The 19,743-nt window shown below is 44.7% G+C and carries 19 protein-coding genes; 1 reads left to right on the top strand and 18 read right to left on the bottom strand.

Annotated elements, in window-relative coordinates:
• Positions 1 to 4: 4 nt before the first annotated feature.
• The 12 genes from smc to NSQ16_RS08510 all read right to left on the bottom strand — a co-directional run bounded on the left by smc (position 5) and on the right by NSQ16_RS08510 (position 14,061).
• Positions 5 to 3,565: a chromosome segregation protein SMC gene (smc, locus tag NSQ16_RS08565; RefSeq protein WP_080529313.1), complete on the bottom strand. Its 3,561-nt coding sequence runs from the start codon at positions 3,563 to 3,565 to the stop codon at positions 5 to 7.
• Positions 3,566 to 3,665: 100 nt separating this feature from the next.
• Positions 3,666 to 4,415, bottom strand: a complete 750-nt coding sequence (gene rncS / locus NSQ16_RS08560; protein ID WP_003232030.1) for a ribonuclease III — start codon at positions 4,413 to 4,415, stop codon at positions 3,666 to 3,668.
• A gap of 139 nt (positions 4,416 to 4,554) precedes the next feature.
• Positions 4,555 to 4,788 (bottom strand): acyl carrier protein, encoded by a 234-nt coding sequence (acpP, locus tag NSQ16_RS08555; protein ID WP_003154310.1) that lies wholly within the window; start codon positions 4,786 to 4,788, stop codon positions 4,555 to 4,557.
• A gap of 83 nt (positions 4,789 to 4,871) precedes the next feature.
• Complete coding sequence (fabG, locus tag NSQ16_RS08550) at positions 4,872 to 5,612, bottom strand: 3-oxoacyl-[acyl-carrier-protein] reductase (RefSeq protein ID WP_003232035.1); 741 nt, start codon at positions 5,610 to 5,612, stop codon at positions 4,872 to 4,874.
• Entirely contained in the window at positions 5,605 to 6,558 is a 954-nt protein-coding gene (gene fabD, locus NSQ16_RS08545) for an ACP S-malonyltransferase (RefSeq protein ID WP_015383644.1), read from the bottom strand. The genes fabG and fabD overlap by 8 nt, the downstream gene beginning before the upstream one ends.
• A gap of 18 nt (positions 6,559 to 6,576) precedes the next feature.
• Positions 6,577 to 7,578 carry a phosphate acyltransferase PlsX gene (plsX, locus tag NSQ16_RS08540; RefSeq protein ID WP_003232041.1) on the bottom strand — a complete coding sequence of 334 codons (1,002 nt, stop codon included), beginning with the start codon at positions 7,576 to 7,578 and terminating at the stop codon, positions 6,577 to 6,579.
• A 13-nt stretch (positions 7,579 to 7,591) separates the two neighbouring features.
• On the bottom strand, positions 7,592 to 8,158 hold the full coding sequence (gene fapR / locus NSQ16_RS08535; RefSeq protein ID WP_003232044.1) for a transcription factor FapR: 567 nt from the start codon (positions 8,156 to 8,158) through the stop codon (positions 7,592 to 7,594).
• 108 nt (positions 8,159 to 8,266) lie between these two features.
• A complete protein-coding gene (gene recG / locus NSQ16_RS08530) occupies positions 8,267 to 10,315 on the bottom strand; it encodes an ATP-dependent DNA helicase RecG (protein ID WP_029317792.1) in 2,049 nt (682 codons plus the stop codon).
• A complete protein-coding gene (gene sdaAA, locus NSQ16_RS08525; RefSeq protein ID WP_003232049.1) occupies positions 10,293 to 11,195 on the bottom strand; it encodes an L-serine ammonia-lyase, iron-sulfur-dependent, subunit alpha in 903 nt (300 codons plus the stop codon). The genes recG and sdaAA overlap by 23 nt, the downstream gene beginning before the upstream one ends.
• Positions 11,196 to 11,220: 25 nt before the next feature.
• A complete protein-coding gene (gene sdaAB / locus NSQ16_RS08520; RefSeq protein ID WP_003232050.1) occupies positions 11,221 to 11,883 on the bottom strand; it encodes an L-serine ammonia-lyase, iron-sulfur-dependent subunit beta in 663 nt (220 codons plus the stop codon).
• 138 nt (positions 11,884 to 12,021) lie between these two features.
• Positions 12,022 to 13,683 (bottom strand): DAK2 domain-containing protein, encoded by a 1,662-nt coding sequence (locus tag NSQ16_RS08515; protein ID WP_230488511.1) that lies wholly within the window; start codon positions 13,681 to 13,683, stop codon positions 12,022 to 12,024.
• A 15-nt stretch (positions 13,684 to 13,698) separates the two neighbouring features.
• The gene (locus NSQ16_RS08510; RefSeq protein ID WP_003232054.1) at positions 13,699 to 14,061 is read right to left on the bottom strand and encodes an Asp23/Gls24 family envelope stress response protein; all 363 of its coding nucleotides are present in this window, start codon (positions 14,059 to 14,061) and stop codon (positions 13,699 to 13,701) included.
• A gap of 276 nt (positions 14,062 to 14,337) precedes the next feature.
• Between NSQ16_RS08510 and rpmB the strand changes: the two genes are divergently transcribed.
• On the top strand, positions 14,338 to 14,526 hold the full coding sequence (gene rpmB / locus NSQ16_RS08505; RefSeq protein ID WP_003221548.1) for a 50S ribosomal protein L28: 189 nt from the start codon (positions 14,338 to 14,340) through the stop codon (positions 14,524 to 14,526).
• A 72-nt stretch (positions 14,527 to 14,598) separates the two neighbouring features.
• Here rpmB and spoVM read toward each other — a convergent pair whose 3' ends face one another.
• From spoVM to prpC, 6 genes are all read right to left on the bottom strand, one after another.
• A complete protein-coding gene (gene spoVM, locus NSQ16_RS08500; RefSeq protein ID WP_003221545.1) occupies positions 14,599 to 14,679 on the bottom strand; it encodes a stage V sporulation protein SpoVM in 81 nt (26 codons plus the stop codon).
• A 71-nt stretch (positions 14,680 to 14,750) separates the two neighbouring features.
• Entirely contained in the window at positions 14,751 to 15,395 is a 645-nt protein-coding gene (locus NSQ16_RS08495) for a thiamine diphosphokinase (protein ID WP_014479765.1), read from the bottom strand.
• 72 nt (positions 15,396 to 15,467) lie between these two features.
• Positions 15,468 to 16,121 (bottom strand): ribulose-phosphate 3-epimerase, encoded by a 654-nt coding sequence (rpe, locus tag NSQ16_RS08490; RefSeq protein ID WP_088325864.1) that lies wholly within the window; start codon positions 16,119 to 16,121, stop codon positions 15,468 to 15,470.
• Positions 16,122 to 16,125: 4 nt separating this feature from the next.
• Entirely contained in the window at positions 16,126 to 17,022 is an 897-nt protein-coding gene (gene rsgA / locus NSQ16_RS08485; protein ID WP_003232060.1) for a ribosome small subunit-dependent GTPase A, read from the bottom strand.
• A gap of 14 nt (positions 17,023 to 17,036) precedes the next feature.
• A complete protein-coding gene (gene prkC / locus NSQ16_RS08480; RefSeq protein WP_015252109.1) occupies positions 17,037 to 18,983 on the bottom strand; it encodes a serine/threonine protein kinase PrkC in 1,947 nt (648 codons plus the stop codon).
• Entirely contained in the window at positions 18,977 to 19,741 is a 765-nt protein-coding gene (gene prpC / locus NSQ16_RS08475) for a protein-serine/threonine phosphatase PrpC (RefSeq protein ID WP_014479762.1), read from the bottom strand. Before prpC ends, prkC begins: the two co-directional genes overlap by 7 nt.
• Between the last annotated feature and the right edge of the window lie 2 nt (positions 19,742 to 19,743).

Below are 19,743 nucleotides of genomic sequence, written 5' to 3'. Positions count from 1 at the left end.
CTCGTTACTGAACGAATTCTTTTGTTTCTTCCAGCTTAACGGAGATTACCTTGGAAACACCGGATTCCTGCATGGTTACGCCATAAAGCACATCCGCTTCCTCCATCGTTCCTTTTCTGTGGGTAATCACAATAAACTGGGTATCACTGCTGTATTTTTTTAAATACTGCGCAAACCGGAACACATTCGCTTCGTCGAGCGCAGCCTCTACTTCGTCAAGGACGCAAAACGGCACAGGACGAACCTTTAGGATTGAGAATAAGAGCGCTATAGCAGTAAGCGCACGCTCTCCGCCTGACAGGAGGTTTAAGTTTTGCAGCTTTTTCCCCGGCGGCTGAGCGATAATCTCGACTCCTGAATGAAGCAGATCGTTAGGATCGGTGAGCCTCAGTTCAGCTCGCCCTCCTCCGAATAAGGAGCGGAAAACTTGATCAAAGTGTGAGCGGATTTGGACGAATGTGTCGTTAAAGCGCTTCGTCATTTCTTCATCCATTTCTTCAATCACTTGGAACAAGGTATTTTTCGCTTCTGTTAAATCTTCTTTTTGTTCCGACAGAAACTTGTACCGTTCGTTGACCCTCTCAAACTCATCTATGCTTCCGAGGTTCACGGTACCCAGCTCTTCAATTGCGAGTTTAATCAGCTTCACGCGCTTTCTGGCTTCCTCTGGATCAGTTTCAAGCTGATATTTCTCTTTTGCCCCCTCAAAGGACAAGCTGTATTCCTCCCGTAAGTATTGGAGTAAATTATCAAGCTCGACTTCCATTCGTCCGAGTTTGACTTCTTCGTCTTTTAAGAGCGTTGTTTTTTGTTTATACAGGCGTTTCATTTCTTTCAGCTCACGCTCATACGTATCAAGTCCATGCTGAAGCTTGATGCGCTGATCGCGCCTTAATGCAATCAGTTCGATCGTTTTCGTTTTGTCATTCAATTTATGTTTTGCTGCTTCTTCCAGCTTTTCTTCGCCGCTGGTGCTAGATGACATCTCTGACGTTAAGAAGCTTAAGTCTTCTTTTGCTTCTTTTAACGCAAGCTCTGTTTCAGTGAGCTCTTTCTTTAATCTGGCAAGGTTGTCCTCTTCCCCCTTGCAAGCCTGCTCTTTTTTGGCCGCTGCGATCTTCAGCTCAGTCAGCTCGTTGGAGAGAGACTCTTTCGTTGAGGATTGCGTTTGTTTTTGTTTTGTCAGTTTGTCTATGTCCTCTTCAAGCTGTTTCATCTTTTCAGATACGGCAGAGAGCTCTTCTTCAAGCTTGCGTTTGCGCACTTTTCTCTCTTCATCGCTTTCTGACAGAGCAGATTTTTCTTGATCATAGAGCTCTAAATGGGTATTGATATTTTTCTCGGCAACTTGAAGTTCGTACAGCTGGCCTTTCACATCCTGCTGCTTTAACCTTAAGCCTTCCCCGGTTTCTCTTAAGTCAGCCAGTTTTTTCTCCATATCCTGAATGGAGTGCTTAAGGGTTTTGACCTCTTGTTCAAGCAGAGCTGTTTTCTCTTCCATTTCAGCGAGCCGTTTCGTCACATCTTCTAGCTCCCGGCTTCTTCCGAGGAGGGAGTTATTTTTCTTTTTAACCGCGCCGCCCGTCATTGAACCACCGGGGTTCACAACATCTCCCTCAAGGGTTACGATGCGGTACCGGTGCCCGAGAAGCTTCGCAAGCTCGTTTGCACCCTTTAAGTCCTCTGTGATCAGAACGGTTCCAAGAAGATTCTGGATGACGCTTCGATACGCAGAATCAAATGTGACAAGTTCACTGGCAACCCCGAGAAATGATGAATGCCGGGCGGCTATTTCCGCGTCACGGCTTTGAAGCTGGCGGTCTCTAATAACAGAAAGAGGCAGAAACGTCGCCCGGCCGAAGGAATTCTGCTTTAAATATTGAATCGCTTTTCGGGCAGATTGTTCATCGTCGGTCACGACATGCTGAGCAGAAGCGCCGAGCGCTATTTCAATGGCCGTTTCATACTTCTGTTCTGTAGAAATCAGCTCAAGAACCGCTCCGCGAATTCCACCAAGGCGCTCTTTCGCTTTTAGCACTTCTTTAACACCTTGATAAAAGCCGGAAAAATCTCCCTGCATCGTCTCAAGCATGTCCTTTTTTGATCTCGCTTGCTGAACGTATTGGTATGCCTGATACAGAGCGGATTCATTTTTTTCGTATTGGCGCTTTTTCTGCTCATATTTTGTCTGCATATCACGATATGCACCGACTTGACTGTGAATCTCCTGCTCAATTCGAGCGAATTCCGTTTCACATGCGGCTTTACGCGCAGAAATATCACGCCGTTCCTGCAGGTGCTTTTCATTGTTGTCCGCGAGTCTCTGCAATGTGACAGCGGATTGGGACATCTGGTCATCAAGAAGCTGGAGTTCGTTGCGTATCGAAGCCTGGCTGTTTAACAGCTCAAAATAATCACTTTTCAGCTGCTCGATTTTCTCTTCGACATTTTCATTGTGAAGACTGAGAGCCTGCTGTTTTTCTTTTACTTGCGCCCTTAACTGCTTCACCTCAGCCTGAAGCGTTTCGAAGACAGCTTCCTGCTTTGAAAGCTCTTCTTTCAGAACCGTTTCTTTTTGCTGGAACTGAACGATGGCTTCTTCAAGCTGTTCTTGGTTTTGCACAGCGTTTTTCTTTCGTTCTTTCAGGACTTCTTTACGGCCTTCAAGCTTTTCCAGTTCTTCACTAGTTACCAGTAAAACTTGCTGGAGCTCATCTACTGACTCATCAAGCGCTTGTATTTTGTCCCTTGTATCCTCAATCTTTGCTTCTTTCGCAGAAATAGCAGACGATTCAGCAAGCTCTTCTTCTTTTGCCATCTGCACTTTCTCTTTAAGAGTCGACCATTTACCATGCAGCTCTTCGATATCATAGGCAGTCAGCGCAATTTCAACATGCTCCAGCTCTTTCTTTTTCTCAAGGTAGTCTTTCGCTATTGAAGCTTGAATTTTAAGAGGTTCAACCTGTCCTTCAAGCTCATGTAATATATCTTCTACCCGATTTAGATTGTCCTGTGTCTCAAACAGTTTATTTTCTGCTTTTTTCTTTCTCGTTTTATATTTAAGCACCCCGGCCGCTTCTTCAAAGATACTGCGGCGATCCTCCGCTTTGCTGCTCAGGATCTCTTCCACTTTCCCTTGGCTGATAATAGAAAATGCTTCTTTACCAAGCCCAGAGTCCATAAATAAATCAATAATATCTTTCAAGCGGCATGGCTGATTGTTAATCAGAAACTCACTCTCACCTGATCTGTACACACGTCTTGTGACACTCACCTCGTGGAAGTCAATTGGCAAGAAATGATCATCATTATCAAGAGTAAGCGTAACTTCAGCTAGATTTAATCGCTTTCTTGAATCACTCCCGGCAAAAATGATGTCTTCCATTTTTCCGCCGCGAAGAGAGCGTGCCGATTGTTCGCCGAGAACCCAGCGAATGGCATCCGTAATGTTGCTTTTTCCGCTTCCATTCGGCCCGACAACTGCTGTCACGCCTTTAACGAAGTCTACGGAAATCCGTTCTGCAAATGATTTAAATCCTATAACGTCTAAACGTTTGAGGAACATAGCGATCCTCCTTATGTAATAAGTATTTCAATTCTATCATAAACATTGGTGAAATAAGACGGCATACATACTGAAATCCCCCTGAGTCATAAGGGGGATTTTATTGTTTCGTATGGTGTTTTTGCAATTTAGCTAAAGCTTCCTGAGCAGCGTGCTGTTCGGCTTCTTTCTTTGAACGGCCGTTTCCGACTCCGAGTGGTTCACCTTTTAGAGATACGATGGCTTCAAATTCACGGTTGTGCGCAGGTCCTTTTTCGTTGGAGATTTTATACTCCAGAGAGCCTTTGCCGTCCCGCTGCACGTATTCCTGCAGCTGGCTTTTGAAATCCATCACATGAGAAAAAGCACCATCGTTAATTTTAGGGAACACATAAACTTTTAAGAAACTTTCGACCGGCTCTAATCCTTGGTCAAGGTACAAGGCTCCGATAAATGCCTCAAAAACATCCGCCAATAGAGCAGGACGCTTTCTTCCGCCTGTCATTTCCTCGCCTTTACCCAACAGGACAAGATCGCCGAATGACAGCTCGTGAGCCAATGAAACGAGAGACGGTTCGCAAACAATTGCGGCTCTCAATTTCGTCAAATCTCCTTCACTCATAGCCGGGTATTTGGCAAATAAGAATCTGGAGATCGTCAGTTCCAAAACAGCGTCACCTAAAAATTCAAGCCTTTCATTATCTTCATACGGCTTTTTCCGATGCTCATTCACATAAGATGAATGTGTAAATGCTTGATACAAAAGCTTTTCATTTTGAAAGTGAACCGAAATCCGTTCTTGAAACTCTTTAAATTGTTCTACTTTTTTATAGAACTTTTTTTTATCTTTATAATGTGAGTGTTTTGACATAGTAACCTCCATAGGCACATCAGGTTCACCGCGCTTCTCTGACTAAACCGGATACAGCGCGCGTAAAAGCGGCATGCTGTAATAACTGCACGAATAAAGGGCTAAAGCCCCGCGTTTCGGCGGGACTTTTAGCATCAGCTTATTGCTGGTTTTGTATGTAGTTCACAGCGTCGCCGACTGTTGCAATCTTTTCAGCATCTTCGTCAGAAATCTCCATATCAAACTCGTCTTCAAGTTCCATAACAAGCTCAACTACATCTAGGGAATCAGCACCTAAGTCTTCCTTGAAAGAAGCTTCAAGTTTGACGTCTGCTTCATCAACGCCAAGGCGATCTACGATGATTTTCGTTACACGCTCTAATGTGTCTGCCATAGCAATTCACCTCCCCTCAAGTATTATAGTGGATTCGTTTTTAAAAAACTAGAGAAACTACGATGAAATTTTCGAGAAAAAACTTACATCACCATTCCGCCGTCAATATGAAGCGTTTGGCCTGTCATATAACGGGCTCCCTCTGAAGCTAGGAACGTGACAACACTGCTGACATCGCTAGGTTCACCAAAGCGCGCGAGCGGAATTTGTTTCAGCATTTCGTCTTGAACGTCTTTTGCAAGTTTATCTGTCATATCAGTTGAGATAAATCCTGGCGCTATTGCGTTTACCGTAATATTTCGGCTGGCGAGCTCTTTAGCAGAAGACTTGGTTAAACCGATGACGCCAGCTTTTGCAGCCACGTAGTTGGCTTGTCCAGGGTTTCCGCTGACGCCGACGATAGACGATACGTTAATAATGCGGCCTGAACGCTGTTTCATCATTTGTCTTGTAACAGCTTTCGTGCAGTTGAAAACACCCTTCAGGTTAATGTTAATGACGTCATCCCATTCGTCTTCTTTCATTCTCATGATGAGATTGTCTCTTGTAATTCCCGCATTATTAACCAGAATGTCAATCGTAGAAAAAACAGACAATGTTTCTTTTATCATGTTTTGTACATCTTCGGGATTTGATACATCCGCTTTGACAGCAATTGCTTTTCTGCCCATTGATTTAATTTCATCTACCACTTCATTTGCTTTCGCTTCATTGCCGGAGTAGTTCACGACAACATTTGCGCCGCTTTTTGCCAGATCAAGGGCGATTGAGCGGCCGATTCCGCGGGATGCGCCAGTGACAATAGCCGTTTTATCATTAAGCATTATCATTCTCCTCCTTAAGCGTTTGAATTGCCAGCTCGATCGTTTCCGGATCTGATACAGCAATTGTTTTTAACCGTCTATTTACTTTTTTCACAAGGCCTGAAAGCACTTTTCCGGGACCGATTTCAATAAAAGTCGTAACACCCTCTGCGATCAGCTTGTTAATGCTTTCCTCAAAACGAACCGGAGAGTAAAGCTGCTCAATAAGTTTTTCTTTGATATCTGCTTTTTCAGTCATCACGTCAGCAGAAACATTTGAGATGACCGGAACGTCAGCGTCTTTTATGTCACAGGCGTCCAATACCTCTTTCAGCTTTTCAGCAGCCGGTTTCATCAGTTCAGAATGGAACGGACCGCTTACTTCAAGCGGAATTGCGCGTTTTGCGCCGTTCTCTTTTGCCAGTTCAGATGCAAGCTCGACCCCTTTAGCTGTTCCGGAAATGACGATTTGGCCAGGACAGTTGAGATTCGCAAGCTGTACAAGGTTGCCTTCCTCTGTTACTTTATCGGTTACTTGCTTTAATGCTTCAGCATCCATGCCGAGAATCGCAGCCATTGCTCCTTCGCCAGCCGGCACCGCTTCATTCATAAACTCTCCGCGCTTTCTGACGGTATAAACAGCATCTTTGAAAGACAGAGCGCCAGCCGCAACCAGTGCAGAATATTCACCAAGGCTGTGTCCTGCTGTGAAATCAGGTGTAATGCCAGATTCTTTAAATTTCTCAAGAACAGCGATGCTTGTCGTAAGCAAAGCAGGCTGCGCATTGTATGTAAGTGTTAATTCTTCAGCAGCCCCCTCAAAAATAAGCGAGCTGAGTTTTGTTTCCAACGTTTCATCGGCTTCATCAAACAGACGCTTTGCAGCAGGCACCTGCTCATAAAGCTCTTTTCCCATGCCGATAAATTGTGATCCCTGACCCGGGAATAAAAATGCAATCTTACTCATGATGTAAAAACCTCCAGACTACTCATCTGTTTTTTCTTCTTTCACTTCTTCCTGAATGAGCGCAGCCACATTTTGGCTGACCATCTCTCTTGCTTGCCGAATCGCATGGAATACAGCATTTGAATCTGAAGAGCCGTGCGCCTTGATCACAGGCGCTTTTAAGCCAAAAAGACTTGCTCCGCCATAATTCGAATACTCCATTTTCATTTTCATTTCTTTCAATTTTGGCTTCAGCACAGCTGCTGCAAGCTTGGATGTCAAAGTAGACGTCATTACGTCTCTCATCATTTTAAAAATAGACAACGCAGAGCCTTCCAGCGTTTTGAGTGTAACATTCCCGGTAAAGCCGTCTGTTACTACAACGTCCGCCACATCATCTAAAAGGTCTCGCGCTTCCACGTTTCCGATAAAATTGATGTTTGCTGTTTCTTTTAAAATTTGAAACGTCTGCTTCGTCAGTTCGTTTCCTTTTTTATCTTCTGTTCCGACATTTAAAAGTCCGACTCTCGGTGAAGTGACACCGCGCACTTGCTGAGAATAAACAGAACCCATGATGGCATATTGAACGAGGTGCTCCGGTTTGGCATCGACATTGGCGCCGACATCAAGGAGAAGAAATCCGTCTCCCGAAACAGTCGGAAGTGTCGGGGCAAGCGCCGGACGGTCAATTCCTTTAATTCTTCCGACAATAAAGAGACCGGCTGTCATTAATGCACCGGTATTTCCCGCTGAAATGCAGGCGTCAGCTCTGTTTTCCGCAACCTCCTGCGCCATAAGAACCATAGATGAGTTCTTTTTTCTTCGCACGGCACGGACCGGTTCATCAGTAGGCTCAATCACTTCATCTGCGTGCAGCACCGTGATGCGATCTGATGTAGTTGTTAAATGTGATTCTATCGTTGTTTTGTCACCGACAAGTGTGATATGGAGATCATCAAATGCCTCTATACCTTTTATAACTCCGTCAATAACAGCTTTGGGAGCGTGGTCTCCTCCCATTGCATCTACAGCTATTCTCATGCATGCTCCACCTTTATGAATGTTTTGAACGATACATGTCAAAGCGTCCAGAAAAAACAATTTCTTCGCCAACGTAGCTGTTCACTTCGACAACCGTTCTTCCTTTTTCTTTTTCGACAGCCGTCACTTTCGCTTTTGCTACGACACGTTCACCCTGCTTTACCTGTCTTGTAAAGCGGATGTCTGCACTTGCAGTCAGCGCCAGCTCGTCATCAATGACTGCAACGGCCAAAGAATTCGCCTGTGCAAATAAATGGTGTCCTCTCGCAATCTGATTCCGGCTGAACACGTGCTCCTGTTTTATTTCTAAAATGGATATCGCCTGATCATCCAGCTCAAGGTCAATAATTTCTCCGATAACTTCATCAAGTGACAGAGACTTCACTTCGTCCTCAAGTGTTTTCTCTGCGACGTTCTTAATTCTTTCTCTCAGTTCAGGTATGGAAAGCTCTAAGCGGTCCAAACGTATCGTCTGGATGCTCACCCCGAATTTACCCGCTAATTCTTCATCTGTAATAAAGGGGGTTGCTTGAATCGTCTGCTGAAGTAATTCCTGGCGTTCTCTCTTATTTCTTCTCATATCTAAACACCATCCGGACAATTAAGACTAGGTACTAATAGTAGTATATAATTTCATAGATTGGAATGCAACGATTGTTTCTGGCTGAACACCAAAAACTTCTGATACTCAGCTTAATTTTTCCCCGTCCATTACTCCGCTCTTCAGCAATTCATCTCTTAACACAGCGTATTCCGGCTCCTTCCAGAACGCGTCAGAAGCCACAAGATTCGCAGCATCCTGCCTTGCCGTTTCAAGCGCTCTGTAATCATGAACCATGTCCGCCACTTTAAATTCCGGCATTCCGCTTTGTTTTTTCCCGAAGAAATCACCGGGACCTCTCAGTTCCAGATCCTTTTCAGACAGCTCGAAACCGTCATTGGTCTCCGACATGATCCTCATCCGTTCTTTCCCTGTTTCTGATTTTGGATCAGCCATCAGAATACAGAAAGATTGATGCTCACCCCGTCCAACACGGCCGCGCAGCTGGTGAAGCTGTGATAGCCCGAAACGGTCGGCGTCATAAATCACCATAATCGTTGCATTCGGAACATTCACGCCAACCTCCACAACAGTGGTTGATACGAGAATTTGACAGTGATTTGCGCTGAATTCTCTCATGACCTGGTCTTTTTCATCGGAATGCAGCTTTCCATGCATAAGGCCGACATTCCATTTTCCCCGAAAAATATCAGAAAGCATATTGTACACGTCAATGGCGTTTTGCACATCAAGCTTGTCTGATTCTTCAATCAGCGGACAGATGATATAAGCCTGCCTGCCTTGCTTTAATTCTTTTTCGACAAATGCCAAAATACGATCCAGCATGTCATGTTTTACCCAATAGGTTTCAATTCTCTTTCGTCCAGCCGGCATCTCATCGATGACAGATACATCCATTTCACCGAACACTGTGATCGCTAATGTTCTTGGGATTGGAGTGGCTGTCATAAAGAGAACATCGGGATCCTGCCCTTTGTTCCGAAGCTTTTTGCGCTGCTCAACTCCAAATCTGTGCTGTTCATCAGTAATAACGAGACTCAGCGCCTTAAACTCCACCTCGTCTTGGATTAAAGCGTGGGTTCCTACAAGAATATCAATCTCACCCGCCGCAAGACGCTCAAGCAGTTCTTTTCGCCGCTTCCCTTTAACAGAGCTTGTCAAAAGAGCAACGCTGACGTCCCATTTTTCAAATAGCGAAACGAGCGAATCAGCATGCTGCTCGGCCAGAATTTCTGTCGGCACCATGAGCGCTCCTTGGTATCCGGATAGGATCGCGGCATACAGTGCAATGGCGGCGACTGCCGTTTTTCCTGATCCAACGTCCCCTTGAAGAAGACGGTTCATTCTGTATGGAGAAGACATGTCTGCTGTTATTTCGCGAAGAACGCGTGACTGGGCGTTTGTGAGGGGAAACGGGAGGCTTTTGATAAATCTCATGAGTTCTTCATTTGAAAAACGCTGCCGTATCCCTTGTGTCTGCTCTCTTTCCGCCTTTCGGAACGCCTGCATTTTCAACTGAAACAACAAAAATTCTTCATAAACAAACCGCCGTCTGGCAAGCTTTAATGCTTCCCTTGTTTCAGGCTGGTGCATTGCTTTTAACGCTTGATAATAGTCAGGCAGTTTATAGCTTTTTCTTAGCTTTTCCGGAAGAGGATCAGGAAGTGAGTCTGCATATTGGGTCAGCGCCTGCTGAATAAAGCGCCTCATCATTTTGACGGTAACATTTTCTTTCACAGAATACACTGGTTCAATGCTTTTGTCTTCTTGATGCGGCCCGTTTTTCAACTCCTGAACAGAGATGGTTTGGCGGTGCTTGTCCCATTTACCTGAAACCGTCACCACAGAGCCGAGCGAAAGCTTCTTCTTCAAATAAGGCCGGTTAAAACATACGGCTGTGATTAAATAGTGGCCGACCAGAAGCCTGAATGTCAGCCTGTTTCGTTTTTTTCCGTAATAGGTAAGAGAAGGCTCTGAATGAACCTTCCCTTCGACTGTGACTCTTTCATCATGCTTTACTTCTTCTAAATCCCTCAGCTCGTAGTCATCATAGCGATAAGGGAAATAATTCAGAAGATCAGAAATGTCATAAATACCGAGTTCGTGTAATGTTTTTTCTGTTTCCGGCCCAATACCCTTAATGTTAGCTATACTAGTTTGCTGATGTTGTTTCACGTGAACCTAGCGCTCCTCCGAAAATTTTTTTCTCTAATTCTCTTCCTGTCGGTGTTGCCGCTAAACCGCCTTGGCCTGTTTCTCTAAGTGCAGTTGGCATCGTTTGGCCTATTTTATACATGGCATCGATAACCTCATCACATGGAATACGGCTTGTAATGCCCGCCAATGCCATATCAGCGGCAATCATCGCATTTGACGCGCCCATCGCATTCCGTTTCACGCAAGGCACCTCAACAAGCCCTGCAACAGGGTCGCACACGAGGCCTAGCATATTTTTTAATGTAATGGCCATGGCTTCCGCGCTTTGTTCGGGTGTTCCTCCTGCCATTTCAACAATGGCCGCAGCCGCCATGCCTGAAGCTGATCCAACCTCTGCCTGACATCCTCCGGCGGCGCCGGAAATGCTTGCGTTATTAGCCACGACAAATCCGAAAGCCCCGGCCGTAAACAAAAAGCGAATCATTTGTTCTCTTGTTGGATTCAGCTTTTCTTTTACAGCAAATAACGTACCGGGCACCACACCGGCAGAACCTGCAGTCGGTGTCGCACAGATGGTTCCCATGGCTGCATTTACTTCATTTGTTGCAACGGCTTTCGATACAGCATCTAAAATCAGCGGGCCAGACAGGCTTTTTCCTGATCGAATATAGGCCTGCAATTTAACGGCATCTCCGCCTGTTAAGCCCGTTTGGCTCGTAACTCCCTCGAGTCCTTTCTGAACCGCCGCTTCCATAACAGACAGGTTATGATCCATCTGCTGAAAAATGTCCTCTTTTGTTTTTTCTGTTACTTCCATCTCTTGAGCTATCATCACATCAGAGATCAATATTTGTTTTTCTTTAGTAATCTCAATTAATTCTTTTACATTACGAAACATAACTGGCTCCTCCTGACCCTTTTCGCTAGTCAGCAATCTTTGTCACTTGAATAATATTCGGCAGTTTCGACAGCTCGTCGAGAATGTGGTCGTCAATATTTTGGTCGACCTCTATTGTCATCAGCGCAAGCTGGCCGATATCTTTCCGGGCTACTTCCATATGTCCTACGTTGATAGAAAATTTCGCCAGAACATTGGCAACACCGGCAATTGTGCCAAACTTGTCATTATGAACAACTAATATGGCCGGATGATTTCCTGACAGCCGGAGCTCAAAACCATTCAATTCTGTGATTTCAATCTTTCCTCCGCCAATCGAAATACCCGTCAGTTCAAGCTCACCCTTTTCATCAGAAATGGTGATTTTTGCTGTGTTCGGATGGACCGGGACTGCGTCTTCTACCCGAAACTCTATATCAATTCCTTTAGCTTCTGCAATTTGTATAGCGGTTTTAATCCGTTCATCGAATGTATCAAAATCAAGCAATCCGCCGATAATCGCGACATCTGTGCCGTGGCCCTTATACGTTTCCGCAAACGAGCCGTAAAAAGATACAATGATGCGCTCAGGCTCTCTGCCAAATAAACTTCTGGCCACTCTCCCGATTCTAGCAGCTCCCGCTGTATGAGAGCTGGACGGACCGATCATAACCGGGCCGATAATATCAAAAACGCTTCTGTATTTCATGCTATTCCTCCTTATGAACCAGAGCTTATTAGCGCTTTGCTTCTAGACTAATTGATCAGATATAAAATGGCAAGCGGGCGCGTTACAGCGCTGCCGCACTTAAAAGCAGACATAAGAATAGAAGGGCAAATTGCCCTTCTATTCTGCAGAAACTATATACGAATACAGAGGCTGTTTCCCATTGTGGATCTCAACCTCAATCTCCTCGTACTTTTCACTGAGAAACGCTTCAAGCTGCTCAGCTTCTTCCTGAGACGCATCCTCACCATATAGAATGGTCACGATTTCATCATCTTCTCCGATCATTTCTGACAGCAGCATTTTCGCGGCTGACAGCTGATTTTCAGAAGTGCCGATAATCGTTCCATTCAGAATACCCATAAAGTCGCCTTTTTTAATATCTTTACCGTCAATATGAGTATCTCTGACTGAGAACGTCACCTGTCCGCTTTTTACTTGCTGAATGGCGCTTAGCATATTGGCCTCGTTCGCTTCAGCTTCTTGATCCGGGTTAAAAGCCAGCAGGGCTGACATCCCTTGCGGAACCGTTTTAGCAGGAATGACAAAAACCTGTTCATCCACTACGCTGGCCGCTTGGTTAGCAGCCATGATAATGTTGGAGTTATTAGGAAGGATAAATACCGTATCTGCATTTACAGACTTCACGGCATCAACAATATCCTCAGTGCTTGGGTTCATGGTCTGGCCGCCTTCAATCACAACAGAAGCGCCAATGCTTTTGAATAGGTCTGAAATTCCTTCTCCCATCGCTACAGTCACAATGCCATACGGCTGTTTTGCCGGCGGTGTTTCGTTGTATGCAGGTTTGCTTTCTTGACTGATGATAGAGGTATGCTGTTCTCTCATATTTTCTATTTTTATTTTGATCAATTCACCGTAATGCTGGGCGTAGTTTAACACGTTTCCCGGCTCTTCAGCATGAATATGAACCTTCGCCAGCGATTCATCCGCAATCACAAGCAGAGAATCTCCGAACTGGCTGAGGTCTTGCCTGAACGTACCTTCGTCGAACTCTCTTTTTGTCTGATCAAGCCTAACCATCACTTCGGTACAGAATCCAAATTCAATATCTTCGGTATTCATCATGCTTTGCGCGCTCTTGTGATGCTCCGCGCTGACCATGTCGTCAAGTGACGGAAGAACTGCTTTCTGAGGTACAGTTTCACCTTTTAATGAAGCAAGGAAACCTTCATACACACAAAGCAGGCCTTTGCCCCCGCTATCGACAACTCCTACTTCCTTTAGGACAGGTAGCAATTCAGGGGTGCGGTTTAAAGACGCCTCTGCTTCTTCTGTCACTGCAGTCATCAGCGCAGTGATATCGGTTTCTTTTTCTGCTAAGATCATTGCTTTTTTTGCAGCGTCTTTTGCAACTGTTAAAATGGTGCCCTCTACAGGTTTCATGACAGCTTTATACGCCATGTCTACACCTGCTTGCAGCGCAGCGGCAAACTCAAGTGCATTAATTTCTTTTTTCGTTTCAATGCTTTTGCTAAATCCGCGGAACAATTGGGATAGGATAACTCCTGAATTTCCGCGTGCTCCCATGAGCAGCCCTTTAGATAACGCGGAACCCACCTTCCCGATATCATCCGTATCCATTTGTTCAACTTCTCTTGCTCCGGAAGTCATCGACAGGTTCATATTTGTTCCCGTATCACCGTCCGGCACCGGAAACACGTTCAGTGCATCAACTGCACTGGCGTTTTGAGACAGATTCTGCGCTCCTGCAAGAATCATCTCGGCAAAGGTTCTGCCGTTTAATGTTCTGATAGACAATCCTACTCCTCCTAACTACGGGTTCGTCACTCGTACGCCTTGGACATAAATATTGACAGAGTCCACTGCCAGTCCGATGGTTTGATTTACTGTGTACTTTACTTTTGTTTGGACATTATGTGCCACTTCAGAAATTTTCGTGCCGTAGCTGACAATGATATACATGTCGATATGTATCTGTTCTCCTTCTTGGCGAACTTGAACACCCCTGCTGAAATTCTCTTTCCGAAGGATTTCAGTCAGTCCGTCTTTAATCTGGTTTTTAGAGGCCATGCCGACAATGCCGTAACAGTCAACCGCCGCGCCTCCTGCAACCATCGCGATGACTTCATTAGATATATCAATCTGTCCGTACTTCGTTCTTAATTCAATGGACACACTAGTTCCTCCTTCGAATGCATAGAGTTACAGCTATTCTACTATATGGTTTCCATTATGAAAAGACCAGGCAATAATCGCTGGCCGTACCTCTACATATACTATAGCGCTGCTGTTTCCGCAAGATGTCAAGTGAATTTTCTTGAAAGATGATGAAACAATAGTTGCAAACGTTTTTTAGCTGTGGTAAATTATTTAAAGTATCCATATCGAAAGCATCTAAGATTATATGAATGTTAAAAAGTAGATGTTTTGTGCAAGTGAGGAGGGAAACAAATGGCACGTAAATGCGTTATCACAGGTAAAAAAACAACAGCTGGGAATAACCGTTCTCACGCAATGAACGCTTCTAAGCGCACTTGGGGCGCGAATCTTCAAAAGGTTCGTATCCTTGTGAACGGAAAACCTAAAAAAGTATATGTATCTGCTCGAGCTTTGAAATCCGGTAAAGTTGAGCGTGTATAACAAAATGAACGCCTGCCCCGATATGTGGCAGGCGTTTTTATGTGGTGAAAGAGGGCTTTGAACCCCTGGGCATTAATCTTTTCTAAATGAGCCCAGCATCGCCCGGACAATTCCTCCTAAAAACTTCGGCAATTTAATGGTGTAAAATTTCATTTTTGTCCCCTCCTATAACGTCCCGTAACCGCCTTGTTCATTGTTTTCAGCAATTGAATGAAAGCACATGCTTAATCCGTGCTTCTTATCATTATTAATATGCCTTTTGCAAACGAAAAAGTACCTCGTGAATGAATGAGTTCGTTACTAATACATAGTGTTGAACCGAGCGTAATATGACAATTATTTAGAGGATATTTAAAACCGGTCAGGGTCAGCTCATGTATGTCTTCGGAAAACGGTATGAAGGAGATATATCGCTTATTTTCATCCTTCTCAATATCATATTCACCAGGAGGGAACATTTGAATATGATTTTGTTTGTCTATCAGCCTAATTTTTATGTTCGTTTTTACACCTCTATACAGTAGCTGAATGTTTCCTAAAAAATGATCAGCTCTGCCGCCTGTAATGCCGAAAATCTGAATAATATCCGGCTGCTTTTCCAGCGCCCAATCAAGGGCGAGGTCTAAATCTGTTTGATCTTTTTCTGCTTGATACACATGAAGGGCGGGAGCGGCTTTTTCTATTCGCCGGCGTTCTTGCTCCGTTATGCTGTCAAAATCTCCGAAGGCTTCAACAGGAATGATCCCGGCATCTAAGAGAGTGACGGTGCCTTTGTCAACACCGATCCAAAGCGTGTGTTCATCCGTATAGCCGGTTAGATCGGGAATGAGATTTTTCGGGCCTCCCGCAACGATATTAATTGTTTTCATCTCTGATTCCTTTCTCTGCATACAGGAAAAAGAGCTTAGGCTATTGTATGCCCAGCTCTTTTCTAAAGCTGCTTATTTACTTCCTCTGATTTCAGAAATTGCTTTTTTGCGGTCAGACTGGCCATAAACAGCTGAACCGGCAACGAGTAAATTTGCGCCCGCTTCAATGACGAGCGGAGCGGTTTCTTTGTTGACGCCGCCGTCTACTTCAATGAACAGATCTTTTTTTCCTTTTTCATCCGCCATTCGCTTAACCTCTTTTATTTTAGGAAGGACTGAATGAATAAATTTCTGCCCGCCGAAGCCCGGGTTCACCGTCATTAAAAGAACAAGATCAAGATCGTCGAAAACATGTTCGATGACTTGTACAGGGGTATGCGGGTTTAGAACTACTCCGGCCTTCACTCCTTGCTCTTTAATGAGCTGGATGGTACGGTGCAGGTGCGGACATGCCTCAGCATGCACAGACAGGATATCTGCGCCTGCTTTCGCAAAAGCCGGGATATAACGATCCGGCTCTTCTATCATTAAATGGACATCAAGCGGCAGATCCGTTACCGGCCGGACCGCTTCTACAATCAGCGGACCGATTGTGATATTCGGGACAAAATGGCCGTCCATAACATCAATATGAATACAATCGGCTCCGCCTTTTTCTACATCTTTAATCTCATTGCCTAAAGCGGCAAAATCAGCGGAAAGAATAGATGGTGCAACCTTTATCATTATGCTAATACCTCGGCTTTCTGTCTTTAATCTCCGTCATAAATTCAACATAATGGTCATAGCGATACTGCTTTAATTCCCCGTCTTCAACAGCTTGTTTCACCGCACATTTCGGCTCTTTCAGATGTAAACAGCCTCTAAATTTGCATGAAGAGCTTTTTTCTCTGATATCAGGGAAGGTATAGCCCAGCTCTTCTTCCTCAATGTCTGTAAATTCAAGCGAGCTGAATCCCGGTGTATCTGCAACCAAACCTCCGGACGTGTGAATCAGCTCCACGTGGCGGGTTGTGTGTTTCCCGCGGCCCAAATGCTCAGAAATCTCGTTTGTTCTTAATCCAAGCTCCGGACTGATCGCGTTGAGAAGCGAGGATTTCCCAACACCGGACTGACCGGCAAATACCGTTGTTTTATCCTGAAAATGCGGGATGATGTCCGCTAAACTGTCTTGGTCCTTAGAGGAGGTAAGGTATACGTCATAACCAATATTCCGATAGTCCTCTGCATAGGCTTGTATCGTATCTTCTGTATCTTGATCTTCAATCAGATCCATTTTAGTAATGCATATAATCGGCTGAATATCATTGGCCTCAACGAGAACCAGGAAGCGGTCGAGCAATGCCGTGCTGAAAGAAGGCTGAACCGCTGAGAAAACCAGGACCGCTTGATCAACGTTGCAAATTGGCGGCCTGATAAGCTCGTTGGTTCTTTCTTTAATTTCCATTAGATATCCTTCTTTGTCATTTTCAGCCTGGTACACAACGTAATCACCGACAAGAGGGGTAATTTTGTTTTTTCTGAAAATGCCTCTTCCTCTGCATTGTATTACTTTATCTGAATCCTCTGATTCATCCAGTACATAGTAAAAGCCGCTTAGCGCCTTAATAATTTTGCCCTCAGGCATATTTTCCCTCCTTGTTATTCATCTTTCGGATACTCAATGGTTTTGTAGCTGACAACTTTATTGTTTACCATTACTTGATAGTACCCTTTTTGGCCGGGTTCAATCTTTAGTTCGATCGTTCGTTCAGTCGGCTCTTTTATCTTAAATTCTTCGTAAGTGTCAGAGATGCTGTGATCCGCATCGTCAACCGCGATTTGCACTTGAAGCTCGTCCCCTTCATTTTCTGGTTCGTAGGGGATCTTGACCTTTTCTTTCACTGTTTTCGCAGGTTTTTTCTCTGGTCCGAGAGAGAATGTCACTTCAACTTCGTTCCCCGGCTTTACTGCCGTACCTGCTGCTGGTTTTTGTTTGACAACCTGTCCTTCTGGAACATCATCTGAGTATGCTTCTTTTTCTACAAGCTTCAATCCGTTGTCTTCCAGATATCCAGACGCTGCTTCTTTACTGTAGGTTTTCAAGTCTCTAAGCGTAATGTCTTCGGGTCCGATACTGACTGTAAGTTTGACTTGATCTTCACTCGGGACAAGCTCAGTCCCTGCTGAAGGATTTTGGTCAATGACAGTGCCCGCGTTTTTCTCGTCATTCACTTCATTTACCGTTACATGTTTAAACCCTTGGTCCTTCAACGCTTTTTTTGCCTGGTCGACCGTTTGGCCTGTCACATCACCGATCTCCGTTTTTGCTTTTCCGGTGCTCTTATAAAGGGTGACCGTGGCGCCTTCTTTGACTGTGGTATCCGCTTTAGGATCCGTTTTTACCATCAGGCCCTCTTCAATTTTTTCATCTGAGATTTCCAACACCTCGGAATCAACCTGTAAACCTTCTTTTTCCAAGAGCCCTGCGGCTTTTTCGTATTCCATTCCGGAGACATCAGGTATTTTGACATCCTTAGGCATGAAAAGCGACGGAAAAACAGTGACAGCAAGAATTCCAGCTGTGATAAAAACGAGGCATATCGTGAGCAAAACCCACGGCCACTTTTTTCTTTTGCCGTTCTTCTTTGTTTTGTTTTCTTGTGCGGTTGTCACTTCAGCTTCTTTTTCGCCAGCAGCTTTAGCGAGTTCTTCATCTTTAATGATAGGTATCGCTTTTGTCATTTCTTCATCTTCTTGAATCGTAAATCTCTTTTCATTGAGTCTGTCGGCATCAAAAGCTGTTTTTATGTCTGCTTCCATGTCTTCAGCCGTTTCGTAGCGATGAAAAGGATCTTTGGCAGTTGCCTTGAGTATGATGTTTTCAACGCTTTGGGGGACCGATGGATTCCACCTTTTTGCCGAAGGAGTTTCCGCTTGAAGATGCTTCAAGGCGATGCTGACTGCTGACTCTCCATCAAACGGAATACGGCCGGTTAAAAGCTCAAATAGAACGATTCCAAGCGCATAAATATCCGATTTCTTTGTGGCTAAGCCGCCTCGGGCCTGTTCAGGTGATAAGTAATGGACCGAGCCCAGAACTGAATTGGTATGGGTGATTGTGGTCGAACTTAGTGCCGTCGCAATTCCAAAATCCGTTACTTTGATATTTCCCATATGATCAATCAAAATGTTATGCGGCTTGATGTCTCTGTGAACAATCTGGTTTTGATGGGCATGAGCGATGGCTGAGACAATTTGCTCCATGATGTTCAGCGCTTCTTTAGGGTGAAGCGGCCCATTTGCTGTTATGTATTCTTTAAGCGTCATGCCTTCAACGTATTCCATGACAATATAATAAATATCATCTTCCTCGCCCAAATCGTAAATGCTGACAATATTCGGGTGATCGAGGCTTGATGCGGATTGGGCTTCTCTGCGGAAACGTCTGATAAATTCATTGTCATTTGCATAGTCAAACCGCAGGATTTTAATTGCGACTTCACGGTCTAGAATGATATCCTCAGCTAAATACACGTTGGCCATTCCCCCGCCGCCTATAACGCGGAGAATTTGGTAACGCCCGCTGATCCGCTTGCCGATTAGCACTGATCTTCACCCTCTTCAACTTGTAAAGCAAGCTCAAGCAAAACTGCTGTTATGTTGTCTTCTCCGCCATTCTGATTGGCTTTGTCCACAAGCAGGTTTACTTTTTCCTGAGGAGCTGAATCGCTTTGCAGGATGTCTTTTAACTCAGTGCCTTCCACTTTATTCGTCAGTCCGTCAGAACATAGAAGCAGTTTGTCTCCGGGTTCTATATCAAAGGAACGGGTGTCAATGCTGACTGACTGGTCTGTTCCAAGCGCCTTCGTCAACACATTTTTTCGCGGATGATGTTCAGCGTCTTCTCTGGAAATCTCTCCAGTGCGAACCAGTTCATTTACAAGCGAATGGTCTTCTGTCACTTGAACGAAATCATCGTCCTGAAGCAAATAGCATCTGCTGTCTCCGATATGGGCAACAGAAACCGTTTTCCCCGTAAAAAGCGCACATACAATCGTCGTCCCCATGCCTTGGCATTCTTCGTGGGCTTGAGCGTGATCGTATATTTTGCTGTTTACCGAAAGAATCTGTTCAATGAGCCATTTTTCACATTCCGAGGGCGCAGTTGGAATCGTCTCTGCTTCATTCCATTTCTCCCCCATGGCTTTCACAGCCATCTTGCTCGCAACATCTCCAGCAAGATGGCCGCCCATGCCATCAGCGACAACCGCTAATATAAATTCATCTTTCCCCTTGAATATCCCCGCATCATCTTCATTATGCTGGCGGATTTTTCCTGTATCTGTTTTTAAGGCTGTTAACAACC

The sequence above is a fragment of the Bacillus sp. PS108 genome, assembly GCF_037963335.1.
GTDB classification, from domain to species: domain Bacteria; phylum Bacillota; class Bacilli; order Bacillales; family Bacillaceae; genus Bacillus; species Bacillus subtilis.
The sequence above is the reverse complement of the archived record's forward strand: the minus strand, read 5'-3'. Positions and strand labels throughout refer to the sequence as shown.

Bases quoted from the DNA above. Each gene is read 5' to 3' on its own strand.
- smc (WP_080529313.1), bottom strand. From the start codon at position 3,565: ATGTTCCTCAAACGTTTAGACGTTATAGGATTTAAATCATTTGCAGAA.
- rncS (WP_003232030.1), bottom strand. From the start codon at position 4,415: ATGTCAAAACACTCACATTATAAAGATAAAAAAAAGTTCTATAAAAAA.
- acpP (WP_003154310.1), bottom strand. From the start codon at position 4,788: ATGGCAGACACATTAGAGCGTGTAACGAAAATCATCGTAGATCGCCTT.
- fabG (WP_003232035.1), bottom strand. From the start codon at position 5,612: ATGCTTAATGATAAAACGGCTATTGTCACTGGCGCATCCCGCGGAATC.
- fabD (WP_015383644.1), bottom strand. From the start codon at position 6,558: ATGAGTAAGATTGCATTTTTATTCCCGGGTCAGGGATCACAATTTATC.
- plsX (WP_003232041.1), bottom strand. From the start codon at position 7,578: ATGAGAATAGCTGTAGATGCAATGGGAGGAGACCACGCTCCCAAAGCT.
- fapR (WP_003232044.1), bottom strand. From the start codon at position 8,158: ATGAGAAGAAATAAGAGAGAACGCCAGGAATTACTTCAGCAGACGATT.
- sdaAA (WP_003232049.1), bottom strand. From the start codon at position 11,195: ATGTTTCGTAATGTAAAAGAATTAATTGAGATTACTAAAGAAAAACAA.
- sdaAB (WP_003232050.1), bottom strand. From the start codon at position 11,883: ATGAAATACAGAAGCGTTTTTGATATTATCGGCCCGGTTATGATCGGT.
- rpmB (WP_003221548.1), top strand. From the start codon at position 14,338: ATGGCACGTAAATGCGTTATCACAGGTAAAAAAACAACAGCTGGGAAT.
- spoVM (WP_003221545.1), bottom strand. From the start codon at position 14,679: ATGAAATTTTACACCATTAAATTGCCGAAGTTTTTAGGAGGAATTGTC.
- NSQ16_RS08495 (WP_014479765.1), bottom strand. From the start codon at position 15,395: ATGAAAACAATTAATATCGTTGCGGGAGGCCCGAAAAATCTCATTCCC.
- rpe (WP_088325864.1), bottom strand. From the start codon at position 16,121: ATGATAAAGGTTGCACCATCTATTCTTTCCGCTGATTTTGCCGCTTTA.
- rsgA (WP_003232060.1), bottom strand. From the start codon at position 17,022: ATGCCTGAGGGCAAAATTATTAAGGCGCTAAGCGGCTTTTACTATGTA.